Below are 20,618 nucleotides of genomic sequence, written 5' to 3' on the forward strand. Positions count from 1 at the left end.
ACATCATGAGTAAAATCATTTCTAGCATATTACAACGAAACGGAACAGGACAAGAGCTGCGTTATATTGACGCGTTAGATCCTGACAATTTCGAACTTCACGATTTTACTATAGAAGATTGGATTTTGTTTGCCTATAATTTTGCTGAAAAACTAAATTATTTTCCTACAGAAAATCATAAAGTAGCATCAGGAGATTGGCAAGATTTTTTTAAAAAATTAACTACGTCAACTATTCCTTTTAGAGGAACCAGAGAATATCAAAAATTAAAAGAAAATATTAACTCAACTCTTAATAGATATACGGAGGAAGGAAAGTTGAGTCCGCATTTAACCTTATTTGTTTGCTTCTTAGAGTTATTAGAATTTTCAAAAGAACGATTTAATAATTTAACCAAACGTCATTTAGATTTTTACTACAAAGAAATATTACAAGTTCAAAAGCGAGAACCCATTTCAGATCATGCGCACATAATTTTTGAATTAGCAAAAAAAATTACAGACGAACGAATTGAAGAAGGTACTTTATTAGATGCGAAAAAAGATAGCTTAGGAAATCCGTTGGTTTACGAAACAACAGAAGAGTTAATTGTAAACAAAGCCTCAGTAGGTGCTATAAAAACGATTTACAATAACAATTCAGAAGGTTTAAAAAAAATAAAAGCGAGCGCGGTAGCTAATACAAAAGACGGTTTTGAAGAACCATTACCAGAGGATGCTCCATATTGGTATCCCTTCGGATACCCTGCAAGTAAAAAAAATGCTACTGAATTACCAGATGCAGTAGTAGGTTTTTCAATTGCCTCACCAATGTTATTATTGCAAGAAGGGGATAGAACAGTAACAGTTACGATTAAGTTTAAAAACAATTTTGAAGAAAATTCTTTTGATGTAAGCGAATTGCTTCAAGCCGTTCAAATTTTTGGAAGTGGTAAAGAAACATGGATTGAACCAACTTTGATTGCTATTAATGATACGAATGATGGAACTCTAGTAGCTACAAATCAAATAAGTTTCAAGTTTACCTTGGGGTATGATTCAGGTGCATTAGTAGGATATAACGAAGAGTTTTTACTAACAAAATATAACACTTCACATCCGTTAGTGCGTTTTGAATTTGATGTTTCAACAGCTGTAGGATATGATTTTTACAGGTTTTTAGCAGGAAATACACTTGAAAAAGTAACTATAAAAACAGATGTTAAAGGAGTAAAATCAGCAACTGTTGAAAATGATAATGGAGCAGTAAGAACTAAAAAACCATTTCATCCTTTTACAACTCGTCCCATTGAGAGGTCGAATTTTAGTGTGAGTTATGACGAAGCTTTTTCAAAAAAATGGAAAAATTTCACGATAAACCTACATTGGAAAAATACGCCAGAAGACTTTAAAGAGTGGTATCAAGCATATGTAACATCACCAAACTATTCATCAATCAATAAATATATTGAGGTACTCAAAAAAGATATAGATGAAAGAGCTTTATTGGTGAATAATGAAACGCATTTTAAAGTAGAAAAACGATTATTACACGCCGCGGGAGAAGCCAATGAAACAGTAGGGGAAATAAAAAACCTCTTTATAAAAGAGATAGATGAAGAGACTGATAAAGTAAGCTATATGTCAGAGTTTGAAGTGAAAAATACTGCAAATGCTTATGAAATAGAAAAAGCAGAAGCCTTACAACTTAGTTTAGAGCAATCTTTTTTACACGAATTATATTCTAAATTGTATGCATTAGCAGTAAGTGCAGATGATAAAGATATTATTTTTCCTAATGAGCCTTACACTCCTTTGGTTGAGTCAATTTCTGTAAATTATTCAGCAGAAGAAACCATGCTTCTGGAAGAAATGGATTTGGAAGGAAATCGTATTCAACTTTTTCATGAACATCCTTTTGGTCAGCATGAAGAAAATTACGCAGAAAAAAAGTATTTACAAGAAGAAAAAGGAATTGTAGATATTTTTGATAAAGATGTTATTCAAACCACACTAGTACCAAAATACTGTATAGGAGGTCATTTGTTTTTAGGAATAGAAAACTTAGCACCTCAGCAAAACCTTTCATTGTTAATTCAAGTATTAGAAGGAAGTGAAAATCCAGAAGTAGAAAGCTTCGGAGAAAACGAAAAGATAAACTGGTCGATATTATGTAATAATAAGTGGAAAACGTTAGAAAACAATATCATTTCTAATAACACAGATAACTTCTTAAAATCAGGAATTGTTAAGTTTTCAATACCTAAAGAAGCTACTTCAAATAATACATTATTACCATCAGGATATACTTGGATAAAAGCACAAACGAGTAAATCGTTTGAAGCAGTATGTAAAGTGATAGGTATTCATGCGCAAGCAGTGGAAGCGTCGTTTGTAAATAACGATAATGAGGTAAATCATTTAAAAAACGGATTGCCCAGTGGCACCATCAAAAAAATGGTGACACGTATACCACAAATTAAATCAGTATCACAGCCTTACAGCTCTTTTGGAGGAAGCCCTGAAGAATCAGATGATAATTTTTACAGAAGAATAAGTGAACGCTTACGTCATAAAAACAGAGCGATAACTTTGTGGGATTACGAACATTTAATTCTTCAAGAATTTCCAGAGATTTATAAAGTAAAATGTTTAAACCATACCTCAAAAACACGTTTTACAGCAGCAGGTCATGTAACACTCGTAGTAGTACCAGACACTGTTAATAAGAACGTGTTTGATTTGTATCAACCACGAGTAAGTAAAGCGACTTTAAATAGTGTAACACGCTACATCAACGCATTAAATACACTACATATAAATGCAGAAGTTATCAATCCTAATTACGAAGAAGTAAGTATTGGATTAGAAGTAAGTTTTTATGATGGATATGATGAGAATTTCTATACCGAACAACTAAAAACAGACATTACAAAGTTTTTATCTCCTTGGGCTTTTGATGAAACCAAAGAAGTAACCTTCGGAATTATGTTACATAAAAGTGTCTTAATTGATTACCTAGAAAAACTACCCTATGTAGATTATTTGCAAAATGTAACGATGAATGAGGATGCTAATGTGTATAAGATAGAACCAAGCGACCCAAAATCAATATTAGTATCCGCAAAGAAACATAATGTAAGCACTGTGTTAACCACTTGTAAAGGAACCAAAAAAATCATAGAACAAACATGTCAGCTATAAACGAACATATCAATATTCCTAAGAATATATCTACCAAAGACGATTTAGATTTTTCTTTTTTAAGAAAAGAAGGAATTTCTTATTTGGAAGCATTTGGAGGGAAGTTATGGACTGACTTCAATTCGCATGATCCTGGAGTAACCATTTTAGAAATGTTGTGTTATGCCATTACCGATTTAGGGATGCGTATTAATACACCACTAGAAGATTTATTAGCATCTAAAGATCCAAATTTATCACTGCAAGCACAGTTTTATAAAGCATCAGAAATTTTTCCAACGAAACCAGTCAATGAATTAGATTATAGAAAACTATTTATTGATTTAAAAGGAGTGAAAAACTGTTGGCTACGAATTTATGATAAACAAGTATTTGTTGATTGTAAGAATAACAAATTAGGATATCAAAAGTTTGAAGAGATTCTACCAGAATTTCAAAAAGATTTTAAGTTAAAAGGACTGTATTCTTTGTTGATAGATTTGGAGGAAGGCTATACAAAAGAGCAAGTGCTTCCACATATTAAAAAAACATATCACAAGAATAGAAATTTATGTGAAGATTTAATAGAGGTAAACGAAGTAGATACGCAGCCTATTGCCATTTGTGCCAATGTTGATGTTGTGCCAGAAGCCGATGAAGAATGGGTGTATGCTACTATTTTATTTGAAATAGAAAACTACTTATCACCGTCATTAAAATTCTATTCAATTCAACAAATGCTAGATAAGGGGTATACTACTGATGCCGTATTTGATGGACCAGTATTAGAAAACGGATTTATAGATATTGAAGAGCTTAAAAAAGCAGAATTAAGAAAAGAAGTACGCCTTTCAGATGTGATGAAAATCATCATGAATGTAGAAGGAGTTAAGTTGATTAAAGATATTTCTGTAGGGTTTTGTGATGAAAATATCGTTCAAGAAAACAAATGGGTGGTTTGTATTGATTCAGATAAAAAACCAGTATTGTGTGAAAAAAGCACGTTTAATTTTAGTAAAGGATTTCTTCCGCTGAACTTAAATTATGATAGAGTAGATGAATATCTTAAACAATTAAAAGAAGATGAAATTGCTTTACAACAAATTACAGCTGAGGAGAAGGTTTTATCACTACCAAAAGGCAGTTCAATAGGAGCTGGAGAGTACACTACTATTCAAAACGATTTTCCTGATACCTACGGAATTGGTCAAGAAGGGCTAGCAGTACACGTAACTAATGAAAGGAAAGCCAAAGCAAAACAACTAAAAGGATATTTAACGTTTTTCGATCAAATCTTAGCAACCTATTTCAAACATCTATCAGAAGTAAGCACATTATTGTCTGTTAATGGAGAAGAGACACGTACATTTTTTACGCAGGCAGTTAAAGATATTAAAGATTTTGATGAGCTTGTAAGTGAATATCCACAATCAAACGATGATGAATTAACAAAGCTATTGTTCAATCAGTTTGATAATAATGTAGAACGTAGAAATTCCGTTTTAGATCATTTATTGGCACGTTTTGCAGAACGATTTGGAGAATACACGTTTATTATGAAAGCGTTGTATGGAACGGCAACCGATGAAATTGTACTATCGAACAAAGAAGCCTTTTTAAAAGACTATAAAGTAATTAGTAGTGAAAGAGGACTTGCTTTTAACTATTATAAACAAACCCAAGAAAATCTATGGGATACGAATAATGTATCTGGATTTCAAAAACGGATAGCACGTTTAATGGGAATTACCAATGAAAAAAGAAGACATTTAACCGAAACAAATGTAGAAATATATGAAGTAAAAGAAGGTAGCAATACATACAGATGGAGATTAAGAGATAATGATGAAAATATATTGCTATCAGCAACTGAAAACTATGCTAAAAAAAACTTTGCTATTGAAGAATTATACTTTGCAGTTTTACAAATCGCACAAACAAAAGAAAAAGACATAGAAAAAGCTTTTGAAGAAGGCATTACTAATAATATGCAAGTAGGGTTTATAAGAATTCATGAATCTACACCATCAAAACCTTCTATTCCAGTAAAGTATTCTTTTGATGTCATCAATCCAGAAAAACCTGAGAGCAGTACCGATTACATCATTGCAAAACAATACAAATACTATACTGATATCAATGATTTAAAAGAAGCATTGTTAAACACAATTTCTTTTCTGAAAAAAGATTTTACAGAAGAAGGAATGTTTTTAGTAGAACACATGCTATTGCGTCCAGATGTTACCAATAATGAAGTAACAAACTTCTTACCTATTTGTGCAAAAGACTGTGAAGACTGTGGAACGATTGATCCTTATTCTTACAGAGTAAGTATCGTTTTACCAGGATATACCTATCGTTTTTCAAACCCAGATTTTAGACGTTATATGGAAGATGTAATCCGACAAGAACTTCCATCACATATTTTACCGAGAATTTGTTGGGTAGGAGAACGAAAAGGAACTATTGCAGATGAAGAAAACGATTTGTTACAGTTCGAAAACGCATACAAAACATACTTGTTTGCAAAAACAAACCTAGAACAAGAACAACCTACAGAAAATAACGAGTTGCCAAACCTAATACAAGCTGTGCAGCAATTAAACACGATTTATCCTGTAGGAAGATTAACCGATTGTAACGCAGAAGATGAAGCATTAGATGGAAGAATTATACTAAATCAATCTAGTATAGGAAACATACAATCAGAAAAGGAAAATACAAACGAAGAAAACTCATAAAAATAGTACGTGTTTATTCATTAACACAGCCAAAACATAATACGTATGGAAACGACCAACTTGAAACTAAAAGAAATTACAACCGAATATAGCAAGTTTAACGCTAATCAGGTATTAACAGAAACACAACTCAATACATTTATCGATTATTTTGATGATCAAAATCGTTTGTCAAGGCTTGGTTTAAGTGGTGTTGGGATAGCCTGTGGGTTTGAAGTAACTCCTAATTTCAATATAGATAAAACAGCAATAACGAGTATTGATATTACCCAAGGAACAGCGGTAACTACTGATGGAGATTTGGTTCAGTTTTTTGAATTAATAGAAGAAAACTTACAATCAAAAACGTTTTCATTCTACAAAAAATTTGAAGATACCGATGGCAAATATGAACGATTTAGAAACGCTCAAGAAACCCAGTATAATTTATGGGAGTTACATAGTGAGGAAGATGAGTCGCATACCTCTTTAGTTGAGTTTCCAGAGATACAAAAAATGGCTGTTCTGTTGTACCTCGAACAATATCCAAATGAAGACGTATTGTGTAATAAACTAACATGTGACAATCAGGGTATTGAGCAAATTAATAATTTACGCGTATTATTTGTAAGTATTGAAGATTTAGAAGCTATTGCAGCTAAAGATGTTATCTATTTAAAGCACAATTGGTATAAAATAAATAATGAACTACCTGTTGTAGAAGCAAAAAGAGTGGTGTTAAATGAGAAAAACACCCAAACATTTTCAGAATTAAAGGCTCAGTTTAGTAGTGTGGTTAAAGATGAAAGTATTGGTGTAGATTTAATTGAAGGCTTTGATACGATATTCTCAAAATTTCAAAAACCATCAATAACTACTAAAATAAAAGAATTATTTAATTTTAGTCCGTTAGCAGTTCCGTTAGATTTTCAATACAGGTATGATGTCATAAAAGATTTAGTGGATACTTACAATGAAATTAAAGAATTATTACTCCATATTAATGTAAACTGTTGTCCAGATATTGGAGCTTTCCCAAAGCATATTATGTTAGGAAAGTTGAAAGAAGAAACAGCATATCCAGAATTACGTCACCGATTTTATAAATCAACTATTGTAGGTCATGAAAATGAAAATCTTCAAAAACTACAGTTATTAATTGACAGAGCAATTGCCATTTCGAGTAATTATATAGGAAAAACAAAATCAAAAGATGTGGTAATAACCCCATCACAAGCGCATACACCATTAAGTGATAAAGCAATTCCGTTTTATTACAATGTTTCTTCAGAACTATTGAAGAGGTGGGATTTTAACAAAACAAAAAACTATAGAGCGAATCAAAATTTAAGTTACCATAAAGAAAACCTAAAAAAGTCAGTAGCAATTCAAAACCCACTATCATACAATATTGATAAAAATGATTTCTATAGAATTGAAGGGCATCAAGGTAAAATGTATAGAGAAGCCTTAGCAAAAATAATAAAGCTTAAAGAAGATAACGGGTTGAGTTTTGATGTCAAAACACTTTCAATTAATGCAGCTGAACAAACAATTAATATAAACAATTACGAATGTGAGTTTGAAGACTTAAAAATGTTGTTAAACGCATGGAGAGCAGAGCAAAATTGCATTTTATCAGAAGTAAGTAAAACATTTTCAGCGTTCAAACTAACCAATCCAAAGGTTAATACAGTAGTAGATAAGTTAATTCCATCAAAAGGTAAAAGAATAATTGCAACTGAAGAAATAGCAGTTGACACTGCTTTTATGGACAAGGAAGTAATGAATAAAATAAAGTTTCTTTCTAAGGAGGCAACTAAAAATCAAGAAACAGTATATAGATACAATGAAACTGTTTCAAACAAATACCAAGATTATCTACTTAATAAAGAAAATATAGTTAAAGAAAGTTTAACGAAAGAGGAAGACTCTATAGGTTATTTAATAGGTCGTGTAATAGATAAAAACAAAGAAGGATCAGCAAGTGATATTATTATAGAGTTGAACAAAGAAACGGAAGCTTTAAAGGAAAAAGAAGTATGGAAAGAAGAACCAACGCTTAGTGATTTTATATTAACAGACCTTACAGAAACTTTAGTTCATACGTATGTTTTAGATACAAAAATCCCATTAAATATAAGAGATATAGATAACCTTGTATTAACAAGCTATAAATTAACAATAGCGGAGCTATGTAAGAGAGTAAAAAACCTACAAGCAAAGTACAACAGTACCTCATTAGAACTATCAACCAAACAAATTTTAGGATTGTTAATAAACCAATTATCAATTGTTTGTTGTTCAGGAAAAAAGTTAGAAACACTGCTTGCAGAAATAGAAAAAAGAAAGAAAAAGATTTTAGAAAAAATACAACTGTCAGAGTTTGTAAAACAACATCCAGGTCTTGAACATAAAGCAGGAGTTATTCCAGGAGGAACTTTTGTAATGGTTTATGTTACCGAAAATGCAGCAGATAAAAATACATTTGATGATGTAGTGTTAAACATTGTATTTAAAAATCAACCAATAACTTCGGATAAAGAATTAGGTGTTAAAAATAAGTTTACAAACTCTAAAGATTTAGTATTTGGTAAAGATGAGATTATTTATAGAAATGGAGGAATAATAAAGCTATGGGATAAAAGTTCAACCGTAGAATTTTCATTTGTGGATGGATATTATTTTAATTTTAAAGGAAAAAGGTTTTTTGATCAAGATGTAGTTTTGGTAGGTAAAACATTAGCAGAAACAGTAAGTAATTTTTCAGCTTTTTTAAATAGAACTTGGTCTAGAGCAGGAATGTCTAAATTGCTCAATGCAGAAGAAATGGTTATGTACAAAGACGGTTCTGTAGGAATGCGTATTACTGTTAAAGACACCTTGGTGCCTAAGAGTAAATACTTCTTTCAAATTTACAATCCCATTGTTTTAGAAACCAACAAGCGATTGTATTTCGACGAAAACGATGTAATTAAAGAAAATGAAACATTAAAAAATACCGTAGTAGCAGATTTTTCTTTACCGTATATGTGCTGTTCAGATTGTGCTCCAGTGAATTTCATAATACCTAAAGAACCACCATTTTTAAGCTTACCAGTGAGTACTATTTGTTTGAAAAAAGATATAGAAATTGATCCTTTACTATTTACAGTAAGACCATTAGATGGAGAAGTAAAAGCAAATGTGCCCGAAGGTGTGGAGTCAGGGGTTTATCTAGACCCTGAAGACAAAAAATGGAAAATTGATGTTACAAAAATAGATAAGAGCCTATTAGGGAAATCAATACCATTTATGGTTAATGATGAACCTACAGATTGTGAATTTATTGTATATCCAACATTAGAATTATTGGTGGAAGTAGAACAACCTATCGAATATAATGAGGATAAATCGAAAGCTAGAGTAACCTATGTGCTACATTGGAAAGACACTGATTTTGTAAATGCTGATTTCTTTAACAATATTAAATATGAGTGGGATTTTATGGGAGATGGCACCAAGGTAGAACGTACACCTATAAATAACAAAGTTTTCCAAAATTATATACTACCAATTGATGATATAAACAATGAGATAAATCCAGGATTAGAAATTTCATTAGGTCCATGTAAGAAAACGATTGCTATAAAATCAATAGTTTTTGACACATTAACACCATCAGAGTTAGCCATTCAACCATCATATTGTATCGATTTTGCTAAAGAAAAAACAGCAAGAATACCATTTACAAATGTTAATGGAACCATAACTATTGAAGGTGGAACTATAAAAGGCGTTACAATTGAGAACAATGAATTAGTTATTGATGTAGCCACTTTTGAAAATTATGATCAAATTATTGAGTTTTTAGAAGATGGACAAACAACCAATGCAAGAATCACAATTCATGAAGTTAAGCAAATAAGTATTTCAGAGCGAAGTGAATCGAGATTTGTGTGGAAAGACGGACAGTTATTTTACGAAGCAGCTTTCGAAGCAATACTTCCAGAAGGTGTAAAACCAGAAGGATTAAAATTCAATTGGAGTGTAAACGATATTGAGTCAGGAACTGAACTTTTTAATCCTAAATTATTGGTTAAAGAAGGAACAGAAAATACATATACAGTAGCACTTACAATTACTGATGGTAATAGCTGTTTTTCAACCGCAGAGTTTACAAAAACTATTGCGTTTCCAGAGTTTATAATAAATTTACCCACTACTTTTTGTTTAAGTGATAAAGAGCCTTATTCAGTTATTGTGAGACCACAATTTGAAGGAGTCCAACTCACAGGTGGAAAAGTAAAATTTAATAAAGAAACAAATAATTGGGAGTTTGTACCTGCTAATTCTGGACTAACTAATTCAGGAACTGTAAGTATTGGTATTGTAGGAACATTTGTAACACAAACAATTAATTTAACAGCAACACCACAAGCAAGCTTTACACATAGTTTTGATTCAAAAACTAGAATATTATCATTAACAAATACTTCAGAAAAAGGAGACGAGTATGTTTGGGTAATTAATGGAGCTGAAAGAGAACCTCAAATAAAAAGAACAACAATAACAGAAGACCTGAGCAATTTTGATGGAGATTCAGTAAAAGTCTCTTTAACGGTAGCAAGTAAGTGCGGAGAGAATACATCAACAGAAGTTATAGAAATAGGAAAAATACAAGATAAAACTTGTGAGGAAATAACAAAAGGAGAAATTGACAATTACTATAGATTGAATAAATTTAGTATGAATGATGGAATTGTTGGAAGTAAGGTTAACATGACTGTAGTAGTTCCTACAAATGATGTATATACAAAAATAATAGACGATGAAAGTAATTCTTATTTAACAGGAAAAAACAACAATCAATTAACTGAACTGTTTTTAGATTTATTAAATAATACGTGGATGCTTTCTTTACAGAACGCTGATAACAGAACGTTACTTGTAAAATATTATAAAGCACAGGTAAGATTATTCTTTAATATTCTTCATTGTCAAAAGCAAACAGTTTTAGAGTCAGATGAAATCAAACAAGACCTTCAAGATTTGTTAATTGAAATTAACACAGGGTTTACGGAAGGACAAATAAAAAAAGATGAAGCTTTTTTAGAGTTTTTAAGAAAATGTTCAGTAGAAATTAAAGCCGAAGACATTTCTAAGTTTATAAAAGAAAACTTAATACAAACCGTATAATGGCTGCCCAAGAACATACCATACAAAAAGTATTTGTTGAGGTAAATACGAAAAGTAAAAAAGTAGCAGAAGAGTGTAAAAATACTATCGAAAACTTTTTACAGAAAGAAGTATTTCCAGAAATAGAAAAATATTTTAACTCTCAAGAAATCGAGTATGAAGCATACATTCAACAAATAGAAAATTTAAATATTGAGGTTAATATATCTAATAGCAATGTATCTATAAACGATAGCAGCACAAAGCGAGAAATAAAAGAACAACTCATAACGAAGTTAAAAACAATTTTTAAAGAGCCAGAATTACATGAGGTAGCTATAAAAACTAGTACTGTATCAGAATCTAAATTAGATACTTTTTTTCATTTTTTACAACACGGTATAACTGGTTGGAGGAGTCAAAACAAAGAAAAAAACTTCACGAAAAAAGTATTATTTGAAATAACCGAAAATCAAAGTTTTGAAGAACGTTTTTTAAAATCATTAAGAGACCCGGTTCAAAAAAAACGATTAATTCAACAGTTTAAGGCTGAAGAGTTACAAATATTATTTCTAAGTATTTTTAATAAACCCAAAGGATATGAATCATTTTTAACAACCATTAAAAAATTTGGTTTTAAAAACCACAAAACAAAAAATAAAGTATGGGATTTTTTCATTAAAGCTATAATAAACAACGACTTTTCAAGAATAGTAGATGTAATTCAAGAAGAAATAATAATATTAAAAAGAACAACATTTCTAAAGAATTATACAGAAGAGTTAATATTTTTTTTAGAAGAATTGGTTTTGGAAAGCACAATATTTAAAAATCAAATTAATGTAGAAAAACTAAAAGAACTTGGAATTAAAATTGATAAAAAACAAGAAAAGGCAAAAGAAGAAAATATAGATATTATTGATGATTTTGGTAAAAATCATAAAAAGGATGAGGGTACAAATACAATTCGATCAAATAAAAAAAGGGTTAAAAAGACAAATAAAATAGACCTTGAAGTTAACAATACCCATGGTCAAAATATAATTAATAAACAGAATATTGAAAAGAATAAAGTTGTTGATGAAAAATTAACGTTTAAAAATAAAGAAATAGACAGTCTTAATTTACCCATTTCTTTTGAAGAAAGTGATAATCAAAACAAAAAAGAGGATTTAAAGAAACAGTTATCACCAAAAGAAAAAAAGAAAGAAGTAAAAGAAGAACTTAGCACAAAAATACAACAGAAAAGTAAGAACATCTATAAAGGTAAAGATGTAACCTTAAAAAATGAAAAAGCACTCAAAGATCAAAAAAGGGCTGAATATAAAAGACGACATAACGAGGCATTAAAGAATACATTTTTAAGTAAAAAAGAAATCGTAAGTGAATTTAAAACTCATATTGTAAAAAATGCAGGATTAATTTTATTACACCCTTTTTTAAAACAGTTCTTTAATTCATGTGGCTTTCTTGATAAAGAAAACAAGATTATAAAACCAACCGAAGCAGTTCATTTGTTACATTATGTAGCTACTAAAAAAGAACAGCAATTTGAAAACAGTTTAGTTTTCGAAAAGTTTTTGTGTAATATACCTATACAAAGTTCTATTGAGAGGAATATAGTATTGGGTGATGAACTAAAAGAGAAGTCGGAAGAATTACTAAAGGCAGTACTTCAAAATTGGGCAGTATTAAAAAACTCTTCAAACGACCTGCTACGTAATGAATACTTACAAAGAGAGGGAAAGTTAGACTTAACTAAAGATAATCCTACACTAACTGTAGAAAGAAAAACACAAGATATTTTAGTAGATACTAAACTTCCTTGGAATATAGGTATGAGTAAACTCCCGTGGATGAAAGAACTAATTATTACAAATTGGTAACATAAATAGAACCAAAACCTTAGAAGTCATGTTTAAAAGAGATAAAAAACCAGAAGGAAATCATTCTTTAGATAGAGATAAGCAAAACACACCATTTATTCAACCAAAACTAGCATTTGGTAATCAAGGAGATCAATATGAAGTGGAAGCAGATAAAATGGCTGATAAAGTTGTAGGAAATAATAGTGAACCTAATTCAATACAAAAAAAAGAGAAGGAAGAAGAAATACAACAAAAACCATTGGCTTCAGAAGTAACACCTCTCATACAAAAAATGGAAACTTCAGAGGAAGAACAACCTGTACAAAGTAAAGAAGAAGAGGAGTCAATTCAGAAGATGGAAGAGGAAGAAACAGTACAAGCTAAATGTGATGATTGTGAAAAAGAAGAAAAAGTACAAAAACAAGAAGAGGAGGAAGCGGTGCAGTCAAAATCAGAAAATAATGCTTCAACATCTAACCAACCTTCTTTTGAGAGTAAATTAAAAGGAGGAAACGGAGGCCAAAAAATGGATGGGCAAACCAGAAGTGAAATGGAATCAGGTTTTGGAGCTGATTTTAGTCATGTAAGTATTCATAACGATTCAGAAGCCGCTCAAATGAGTCAAGAAATAGGGGCACAAGCATTTACGCATGGAAACGATATTTATTTTAATGAAGGAAAATACAATCCAAATTCCAAAGAAGGAAAGCATCTGCTAGCACATGAATTAACACATACTATTCAACAAAAAGGAATGGTACAGAAGAAAGTTCAAAAGCAATCTGGAAGTAGTAGATGTGCTGCTTCTGATGTTCGAAATTATCGCTTAAGAAGTGGAATTGACTATGATTTTATGGTGCCAGAAGGATGTAGATCAGCAATAACTTTTGAAGCAAAATGGGAGTTTCATGATAGGGTTAGTTGTTGTACAGGGGAAACACCATATGAAGTATCAATAAATGGAGGAAGACGACAAAGAATGCCTGCTGGAGATACACATTGCGGAGATGCAGAACCATTTCCATATGAATCCAGAACTTTAAACACAGGTTCTGGTTTACAACGAGTTTCTATTAGAGTAAATCCATTGGATTGCCCAGGAATAAGACTTTATGTGAAAATAACTACAGTTATAAGATAATTATATAAAGAAACTTTATGTTTTCACCAAAAAACCAACATACCACAAAACCAACTTCTTCAAAACCAACTGGAGAAGGAAACTTTATTCAACCTAAATTAAATGTTGGGAAGCCTGGTGATAAATATGAGGTAGAGGCAGATAGAGCTGCGGATAAAATAGTAGCGAAAGGAAAAGAAACCCCAAGCACTTTTTTTGCACCCACAGTTCAAAAGAAAAATGAAGAAGAGATTCAAAAACAAGAATCAAATGAACAAGAAATTCAGCAAAAACCTTTGGTTGATTCTATAAGTCCAGTAGTTCAATTAGCCTCAGAAAATAATCTTCAAAAGGAAGAAGAAGTACAACATAAGGAAGAGGAGGAAGTTCAAAAATCGGAAGATGAAAATATTCAACAAGTAACAGAAGATAATCTACAAGCTAAAGAAGATAACACTACATCATTTAGTAATGAATTAATTCAACAAAAACCGGAAGAAGAAATCCAAGAAAAAGAAGATGAGGAGGTTCAAGAAAAAGAGGAAGAAGAAGTTCAGCAATTACAAATGGCTGGAGGAGACGATAATTCCTCGCTAGAAGGTGATTTGAGTAGCTCAAAGGGAGGGGGAAGTTCACTACCTTCAAATACTCAAAATGAAATGGAGTCAGGTTTTGGAGCTGATTTTAGCGGTGTACGAATTCATAATGATAGTAATGCCGTACAAATGAACCAAGAACTAGGTTCACAAGCATTTACCAATGGAAATGATATCTATTTTAACGAAGGAAAATACAATCCTTCATCAGAATCAGGAAAACATTTGTTAGCGCATGAGTTAACACATACCTTACAACAAGGAGCTTCGCCAGCAGTTAACAATGTTCAAAAATCGGAAGGAGAAACCGATACGGTAACTTTAGTTGCCCCCACACAAGCCATAGATATTACTAATGGATTACAGCTATCTGATGATTGGTTAGCTTATATTGAACAAGAATCAAGGACACGTAATTTTGATGTAAATGTTAAGATTGGTACACAATTCGAAGGAACTATTAAAATTCGAAAACTTGGAAGACCTGCAGAAGGACAACCTCAAAAGTTTGAGTTTTCAAGTAGTAGAAGAAATAATCATTTAGATGTCCGTGGAATGTCGTTTTTAAATCCGCTCAGAGATGCTGGCGTATTCCCTATACTTGTGTTAAGCAGATTTGGAGAAGAACAAAGTACCACAGGTTTTTTAAGTGTTAGAGCGGGAGAAGAAGTAGTTCCAAATGTTTTAGGAATTATTCAAAAAATTAATGAAAACCTTGAAGCAATGAGCTTCTTAGGGTTAAGCCCTATAGAAGTTGCAGAGGGATTAGAGAACAGGTTTGAAAACGGAGGATTAAACTTTAGAGCGAATAATTTATCAGCCAATATTGATGGATATATAGAAGCAACTGGTAGTTTAGGAATTACAGACTCTAATTTAAGCTTTGAACTCAATTCCACCGTAGATATTGCTGGTTTAGCATCTGGGGAATTTAATGTAGCAAGAGGCGCCGACGGAAAATTAAGTGGACAAGCAAGTATTGGTGCAGATATAGCAAATGTAAGCGCATCTTTAAATGTTGAGTATGATGATGGAGCAGTAACCATTCAAGGTACAGGTAGGATGAATTCAGATAAATTTTCTGGGGAAATTACGCTACTGGTTACCGATGCTACACGTTCTCGTCAAATGATGCATGCAGCTTTAGGAGTAGAATCTATGGATCAGGAAGCGGAAGCACCTGCTGATCAAGAGCAGGCTGCTGTACCAAAAACGAAAGACAATCAAGTGTTAGCAGGTTGGGGAGAAGTACAAGCAACTATAACACCTTGGTTGGAAGGAACTGCTAAAGTAGGAATCGATAGCGAAGGACATGTTACTATTGTAGGAGAAATTATGGTTCCAGATGAGATTGAGCTGATGGAACAACGTGGTAAGAAAGTAGATATTTTCCAAGTTGAAATACGAGCAGGATATGGAATTCCATTAGTGGGTCAAGTATTTTTATTTGCCAGTATAGGCATGTTTGCCAATGCAGGCTTTGGACCTTTAGTACTAAAAGATGTTGGTTTTACAGGAACCTATTCTACTGATCCATCCGTATTACAAGAATTTAATATCACAGGAACCTTAGGTATTAATGCTTTTGCAGTACTTGGATTAGAGGCTGAAGCAGGTGTGGGAGTTACCTTGATAGGTCACGATGTAAAAGCGGGAGTAAATGTTACTGCAGCAGCAGGATTAAGAGCGTATGCAGAAGCCATACCAACTTTTGAATATAAAGAAGAAGCTTCTCCAGAAGGAGGAAAAGTAGGAGAATCAAGATTAAAAGGACATTTTGAAGCAGCAGCCCAATTGTTCTTGCAATTATCAGGAGCTTTATTTTATGAATTAGATAGTCCATGGTGGTCACCAGCACCAGATGGGAGAGAAGAATATCCATTAGGAGAAGTGCAATATCCAATAGGAGATAGTTTAGGAATAGGAGCCGATGTAGATTGGTTAGTAGGAGGAGAAGAACCGCCAGAATTAACCATGTCTCCTGTTGAGTTTGATGCAGACAAGTTTACGGCTGATGTAATGGCTGATCCGCCTCCACGAAGTATGGGAGACAGTGAATCGAGTCCTGAAGGAGAATGGCAAGGAGAAAACGCAAATAGTAATCAAACAGAAAACCCTGAAATAACAGGAGAAGGAGAAGGATTACCACCGGGAAGAAGAGAAGAAGATTTGAGTAATCTTTCAGAAGAGCAAAAATATATGCGTGCTTTAGATGAGCTCTCTCAAATGGAAAACGCAAATCCGAAACCTACCATTGGAGCTGTAGAAGATAAAATCAATACGGTAAAACGTAGGTATGGTATTCGTAGAATTCAAGCTAGAAATGAAGAAGCTGAAAGTGTAGCTATTTATGTAGAACATGGAGAAGAAAACAACGGAAGACATTTATTACAAATACCATTAATGAGTGAAGCGGAAAAAAGACAATTAATAAATGAAGGATTACAAGCTTTACATAGAAAAGAGGGGGAGAAAGCAGAAGAAGGAAAAATTAGCAGGGCAGAGGCTGAAGATGTAGCTCGAGAAATAAATGCCGAGTTTGAGATTTTTACATCAGTAAGGATTACTGATGGTGAAGACAGTTGGGATTATATTTATACGGCTAGCCCTGCTGAAAAAGAAGAATCAGATTTAACTAAAGAGGAAAATGAAGAAGCAATAAGTTCCCCATTTTTGGAAAAATGGTTAAATAAAAAAGTAACTAAAAAAAATGGTGATTTCTTAAAGAGATTTTTAGACGATTTTGATAAAAACATTAATAAAGATGATGGAAATAAAGTATATATATTAAGAGAGGTAGGAGATGAGTTTTCCGTTGTAAGAGGAAGTGGTTTTGCAGAAAAATACCCAAGTGTATATGTGATAAAAAGAAACGGAGATGGAAGTAATGAGGCAGAAGTCGGTTTTTTAAAAGAAGGAAACGAAACGAGTACATATAAACCAACTCATAAAAACTTTATACCTCAAGAAATAAAAATAAAACAACAAAATGGAGTTTATACAGCAACCTATGAAACCAAGAGTTCAGATGGAACAGAAACAGCGAACTTCAATATACAAATTTCATTTGAAGAAGCTGTTGAAGGGGTGAGTAATAAAAAAGAGAAAAGAGTAGTAGAGGGGCATAATCTTTCAAACAAAGCACAAGGAGTTGGACGAGGTGCTTGGGATAGTGCCAGTGACGGATTTCATAATGCACATATTATTGGAGATCAATTTGGAGGTTCCGGAAAAAATGCAGCTTTAAACATACATCCATCTTCTCCTGAATACAACACAGGAGATATGGCGAGCGTAGAAAATACCATTGCCGCATTTTTTAGAGGAAATAGTCAAAATTATGATTTAAAAGTAACTGCTGAATTAACAGATGATAAAGAAACAGGAACTGATTTAAGAAGAATTTTAGATGAACAATTTGAAGGAGATAGTCAAACGGTAATTGAAGAATCTGGAGCGTCAGAAGAGTTAATAGTAACAGCGGAAAATAAATTAATACAAAGCTTGCAAAGGGCCATTACGGAAGATTTTAGAAAACTACCAGCTCAGTTTACAAAAGTTGATTACGAGTCAGAATCATTAACGTCAGATTTTGAAATGGATAATGCTGAAGCCACAGAAGAAAATACTTCAAGAACAGTAACCGAGCAGCAAACTAACCAAAAAAGGACAAAGAAAGTATCTTTGGGCGAAGACACTGGTTTTGATGCTCTAAAAGAGGCTTTTAAAAATGATGAGGTAAATACAGGAGAAACTTCTGAACCGGCAAACTAATGTGAGGCAAAATTTGTGTAAAACAAGAAATTAATAAGTATAAGTATGATTGATATTAATAGCAAAAAATCAGGTTTAGAAAAAGGTTTTCAATACCTTAAAGAGGTAATGATAGCAAGGTTGTCTTCTGATTTTCGTCAAGAAAACTTCGTTATACCAGTTATGAATGTTGAAGATGATAGTACACCTTTAACCTTTTTTATAAATCATAATAAACTAAATACGGTTGATACAATACTTTTATTATTAAGTTTAGTACCTAATATTATGCCTGGTTTTTTAAATGAAATCCTTACAGAATTTATGCCTAATGGTGGAGAGTTTCCAGAGTTTGGTGGTACAAAAGGGAAACATTATAGAGGAATTATTCCAACAGGAGAAACAGCTTTGTATATTTTAGGAGGAAAAAATATAGAAGAACGAAAAGAATTAACAAAGTTTATGCTTTATGAGAGTAAGTTGCTCAAAAGTAATATTGTAGAAATAGAGAAAGTACCTTACGGAGACCCTGTAATGAGTGGAAAGCTTATACTAACAGAAGAGTTTGTACACTTTTTCTTAACGAGAAAACAACTAAAACCACAACTAAGTCAAGATTTTCCTGCAAGCTTAATAACCACAGATTTAGAGTGGGACGATTTGGTATTGCAAGAAAAAACATTGAATGATGTTAAAGAAATAGAAAACTGGTTAGCCTATAAAGAAGTGTTGATGAATGATTGGGGCATGTCTTCAAAAATAAAACCAGGATATCGCGTGTTGTTTTGTGGACTCCCAGGAACTGGAAAAACATTAACAGCAGGTCTACTAGGAAAACATACTGGTAAAGATGTATACAGAGTAGATTTATCGATGGTTGTATCAAAATATATAGGAGAAACAGAAAAAAACTTATCTAAACTATTTGATAAATCCATTAATAAAGATTGGATTTTATTTTTTGACGAAGCTGATTCTATCTTCGGAAAAAGAACCAGTGTAAGAGACGCCCATGATAAATACGCCAATCAAGAAGTGTCGTATCTATTGCAAAGGATAGAAGTGCATCCAGGATTGATTATCCTAGCCTCTAACTTTAAAAATAATATCGATACAGCATTTACACGTCGCTTTAATAATATTATAGAGTTTGAAACACCAAACTATGAGGAGAGGTTAGTATTGTGGAAAAAGAATTTACCTAATAAAATAGAGCTTGAAGAGTCAATTGCAATAGAAGAATTAGCCAAAAAATTCAATATTACAGGAGCTAATATTGTAAACGTAATTCAATATGCATGTCTAAAAACCATCGCTAATAAAGAGAATAAAATATTAAGACAGTATATTTTAGAAGGAATAAAACGAGAATATACAAAAGAAGGAAAAACAACGAATATTTCAATTTAAAAAATAGGGTATGAAAACAATAAATCAAATACACGGAATTCCATTACATTATGCACGTTTAACAAATCATCCATACGGAACAAGAGGAGAACAACGTAATTTTTTAGTTGATGAAGACTTCTTAAGTATTCTAGAAAATGCATTTCAAGAGGTTTTCGAACACTGTCCTTTAGGAATTCCAGAAGTAATTACCACAGCAGGAATTTTTGTTGACAAACCCGGACAGCACGGACATGGGAAAGCATTCGACTTAGATGCTATTTTTTGGAGAGATGAAACGTTAGTTACGTCTAATTTTATACATCAAAAAGAATTGTATTTAGGAATAGAATCTTTTTTAAGAAAATACTTTGGTATTGTATTAAACTATTACTATCCAAACCATAAAGATCATTGGCATGTTGATACAAGTGTTCCTGTTGATTATAACGAAACATCAAAATCAGAAACTCTGTATTTACAATTAGCTTTAAAGCATATTTATAAAGAAGAAATTTTAGTTGATGGTGTATGGGGACGTCAAACTTCAGGAGTAGTAAAAGAGGTTTTTGAAAGATTAGGAATTAATACACCTATAACGACCAAAGTAAATTATGTAAAGTTCCTAGATATGACGGGCAAAATAGCATTTAAACTTTATGAAGAAAACACTTCTCCAAAACACTTATTAAGTAATTTAACGGAGGTTATTGAAGATTTACCACAACAAAATAGAATTGCTGTACGAGAAGCATTAAATAGTTTTTTAGATCATGAAGAAACAGCAACTTGGTTAAGTGATTTTGAAGAAACCCATAACATAGATACTATTATAGAAGAAGTAATAGCATAAA

General features: G+C 32.1%; 8 protein-coding genes. All 8 read left to right on the forward strand.

The window, feature by feature from the left end; all coding sequences use genetic code 11:
- Positions 1–5: 5 nt before the first annotated feature.
- The 8 genes from C7448_RS13165 to C7448_RS13200 are packed head-to-tail and all read left to right on the forward strand — an operon-like array spanning position 6 to position 20,617.
- On the forward strand, positions 6–3,182 hold the full coding sequence (locus C7448_RS13165) for a baseplate J/gp47 family protein (protein ID WP_115901852.1): 3,177 nt from the start codon (positions 6–8) through the stop codon (positions 3,180–3,182).
- Positions 3,170–5,902, forward strand: a complete 2,733-nt coding sequence (locus tag C7448_RS13170) for a hypothetical protein (RefSeq protein WP_115901853.1) — start codon at positions 3,170–3,172, stop codon at positions 5,900–5,902. Before C7448_RS13165 ends, C7448_RS13170 begins: the two co-directional genes overlap by 13 nt.
- A gap of 45 nt (positions 5,903–5,947) precedes the next feature.
- The gene (locus C7448_RS13175; protein WP_115901854.1) at positions 5,948–11,059 is read left to right on the forward strand and encodes a hypothetical protein; all 5,112 of its coding nucleotides are present in this window, start codon (positions 5,948–5,950) and stop codon (positions 11,057–11,059) included.
- Positions 11,059–12,924 carry a contractile injection system tape measure protein gene (locus C7448_RS13180; RefSeq protein WP_115901855.1) on the forward strand — a complete coding sequence of 622 codons (1,866 nt, stop codon included), beginning with the start codon at positions 11,059–11,061 and terminating at the stop codon, positions 12,922–12,924. Before C7448_RS13175 ends, C7448_RS13180 begins: the two co-directional genes overlap by 1 nt.
- A 28-nt stretch (positions 12,925–12,952) precedes the next feature.
- Positions 12,953–14,047, forward strand: a complete 1,095-nt coding sequence (locus tag C7448_RS13185) for an eCIS core domain-containing protein (protein WP_115901856.1) — start codon at positions 12,953–12,955, stop codon at positions 14,045–14,047.
- Positions 14,048–14,064: 17 nt separating this feature from the next.
- The gene (locus C7448_RS13190) at positions 14,065–18,396 is read left to right on the forward strand and encodes an eCIS core domain-containing protein (RefSeq protein WP_115901857.1); all 4,332 of its coding nucleotides are present in this window, start codon (positions 14,065–14,067) and stop codon (positions 18,394–18,396) included.
- A gap of 45 nt (positions 18,397–18,441) precedes the next feature.
- Positions 18,442–19,785: an ATP-binding protein gene (locus C7448_RS13195; RefSeq protein WP_115901858.1), complete on the forward strand. Its 1,344-nt coding sequence runs from the start codon at positions 18,442–18,444 to the stop codon at positions 19,783–19,785.
- A 10-nt stretch (positions 19,786–19,795) separates the two neighbouring features.
- Positions 19,796–20,617 (forward strand): hypothetical protein, encoded by an 822-nt coding sequence (locus C7448_RS13200; protein ID WP_115901859.1) that lies wholly within the window; start codon positions 19,796–19,798, stop codon positions 20,615–20,617.
- Position 20,618 lies beyond the last annotated feature (1 nt).

Origin of the sequence: Tenacibaculum gallaicum, assembly GCF_003387615.1 — a bacterium.
In the GTDB taxonomy this organism is placed as follows: Bacteria; Bacteroidota; Bacteroidia; order Flavobacteriales; family Flavobacteriaceae; genus Polaribacter; species Polaribacter gallaicus.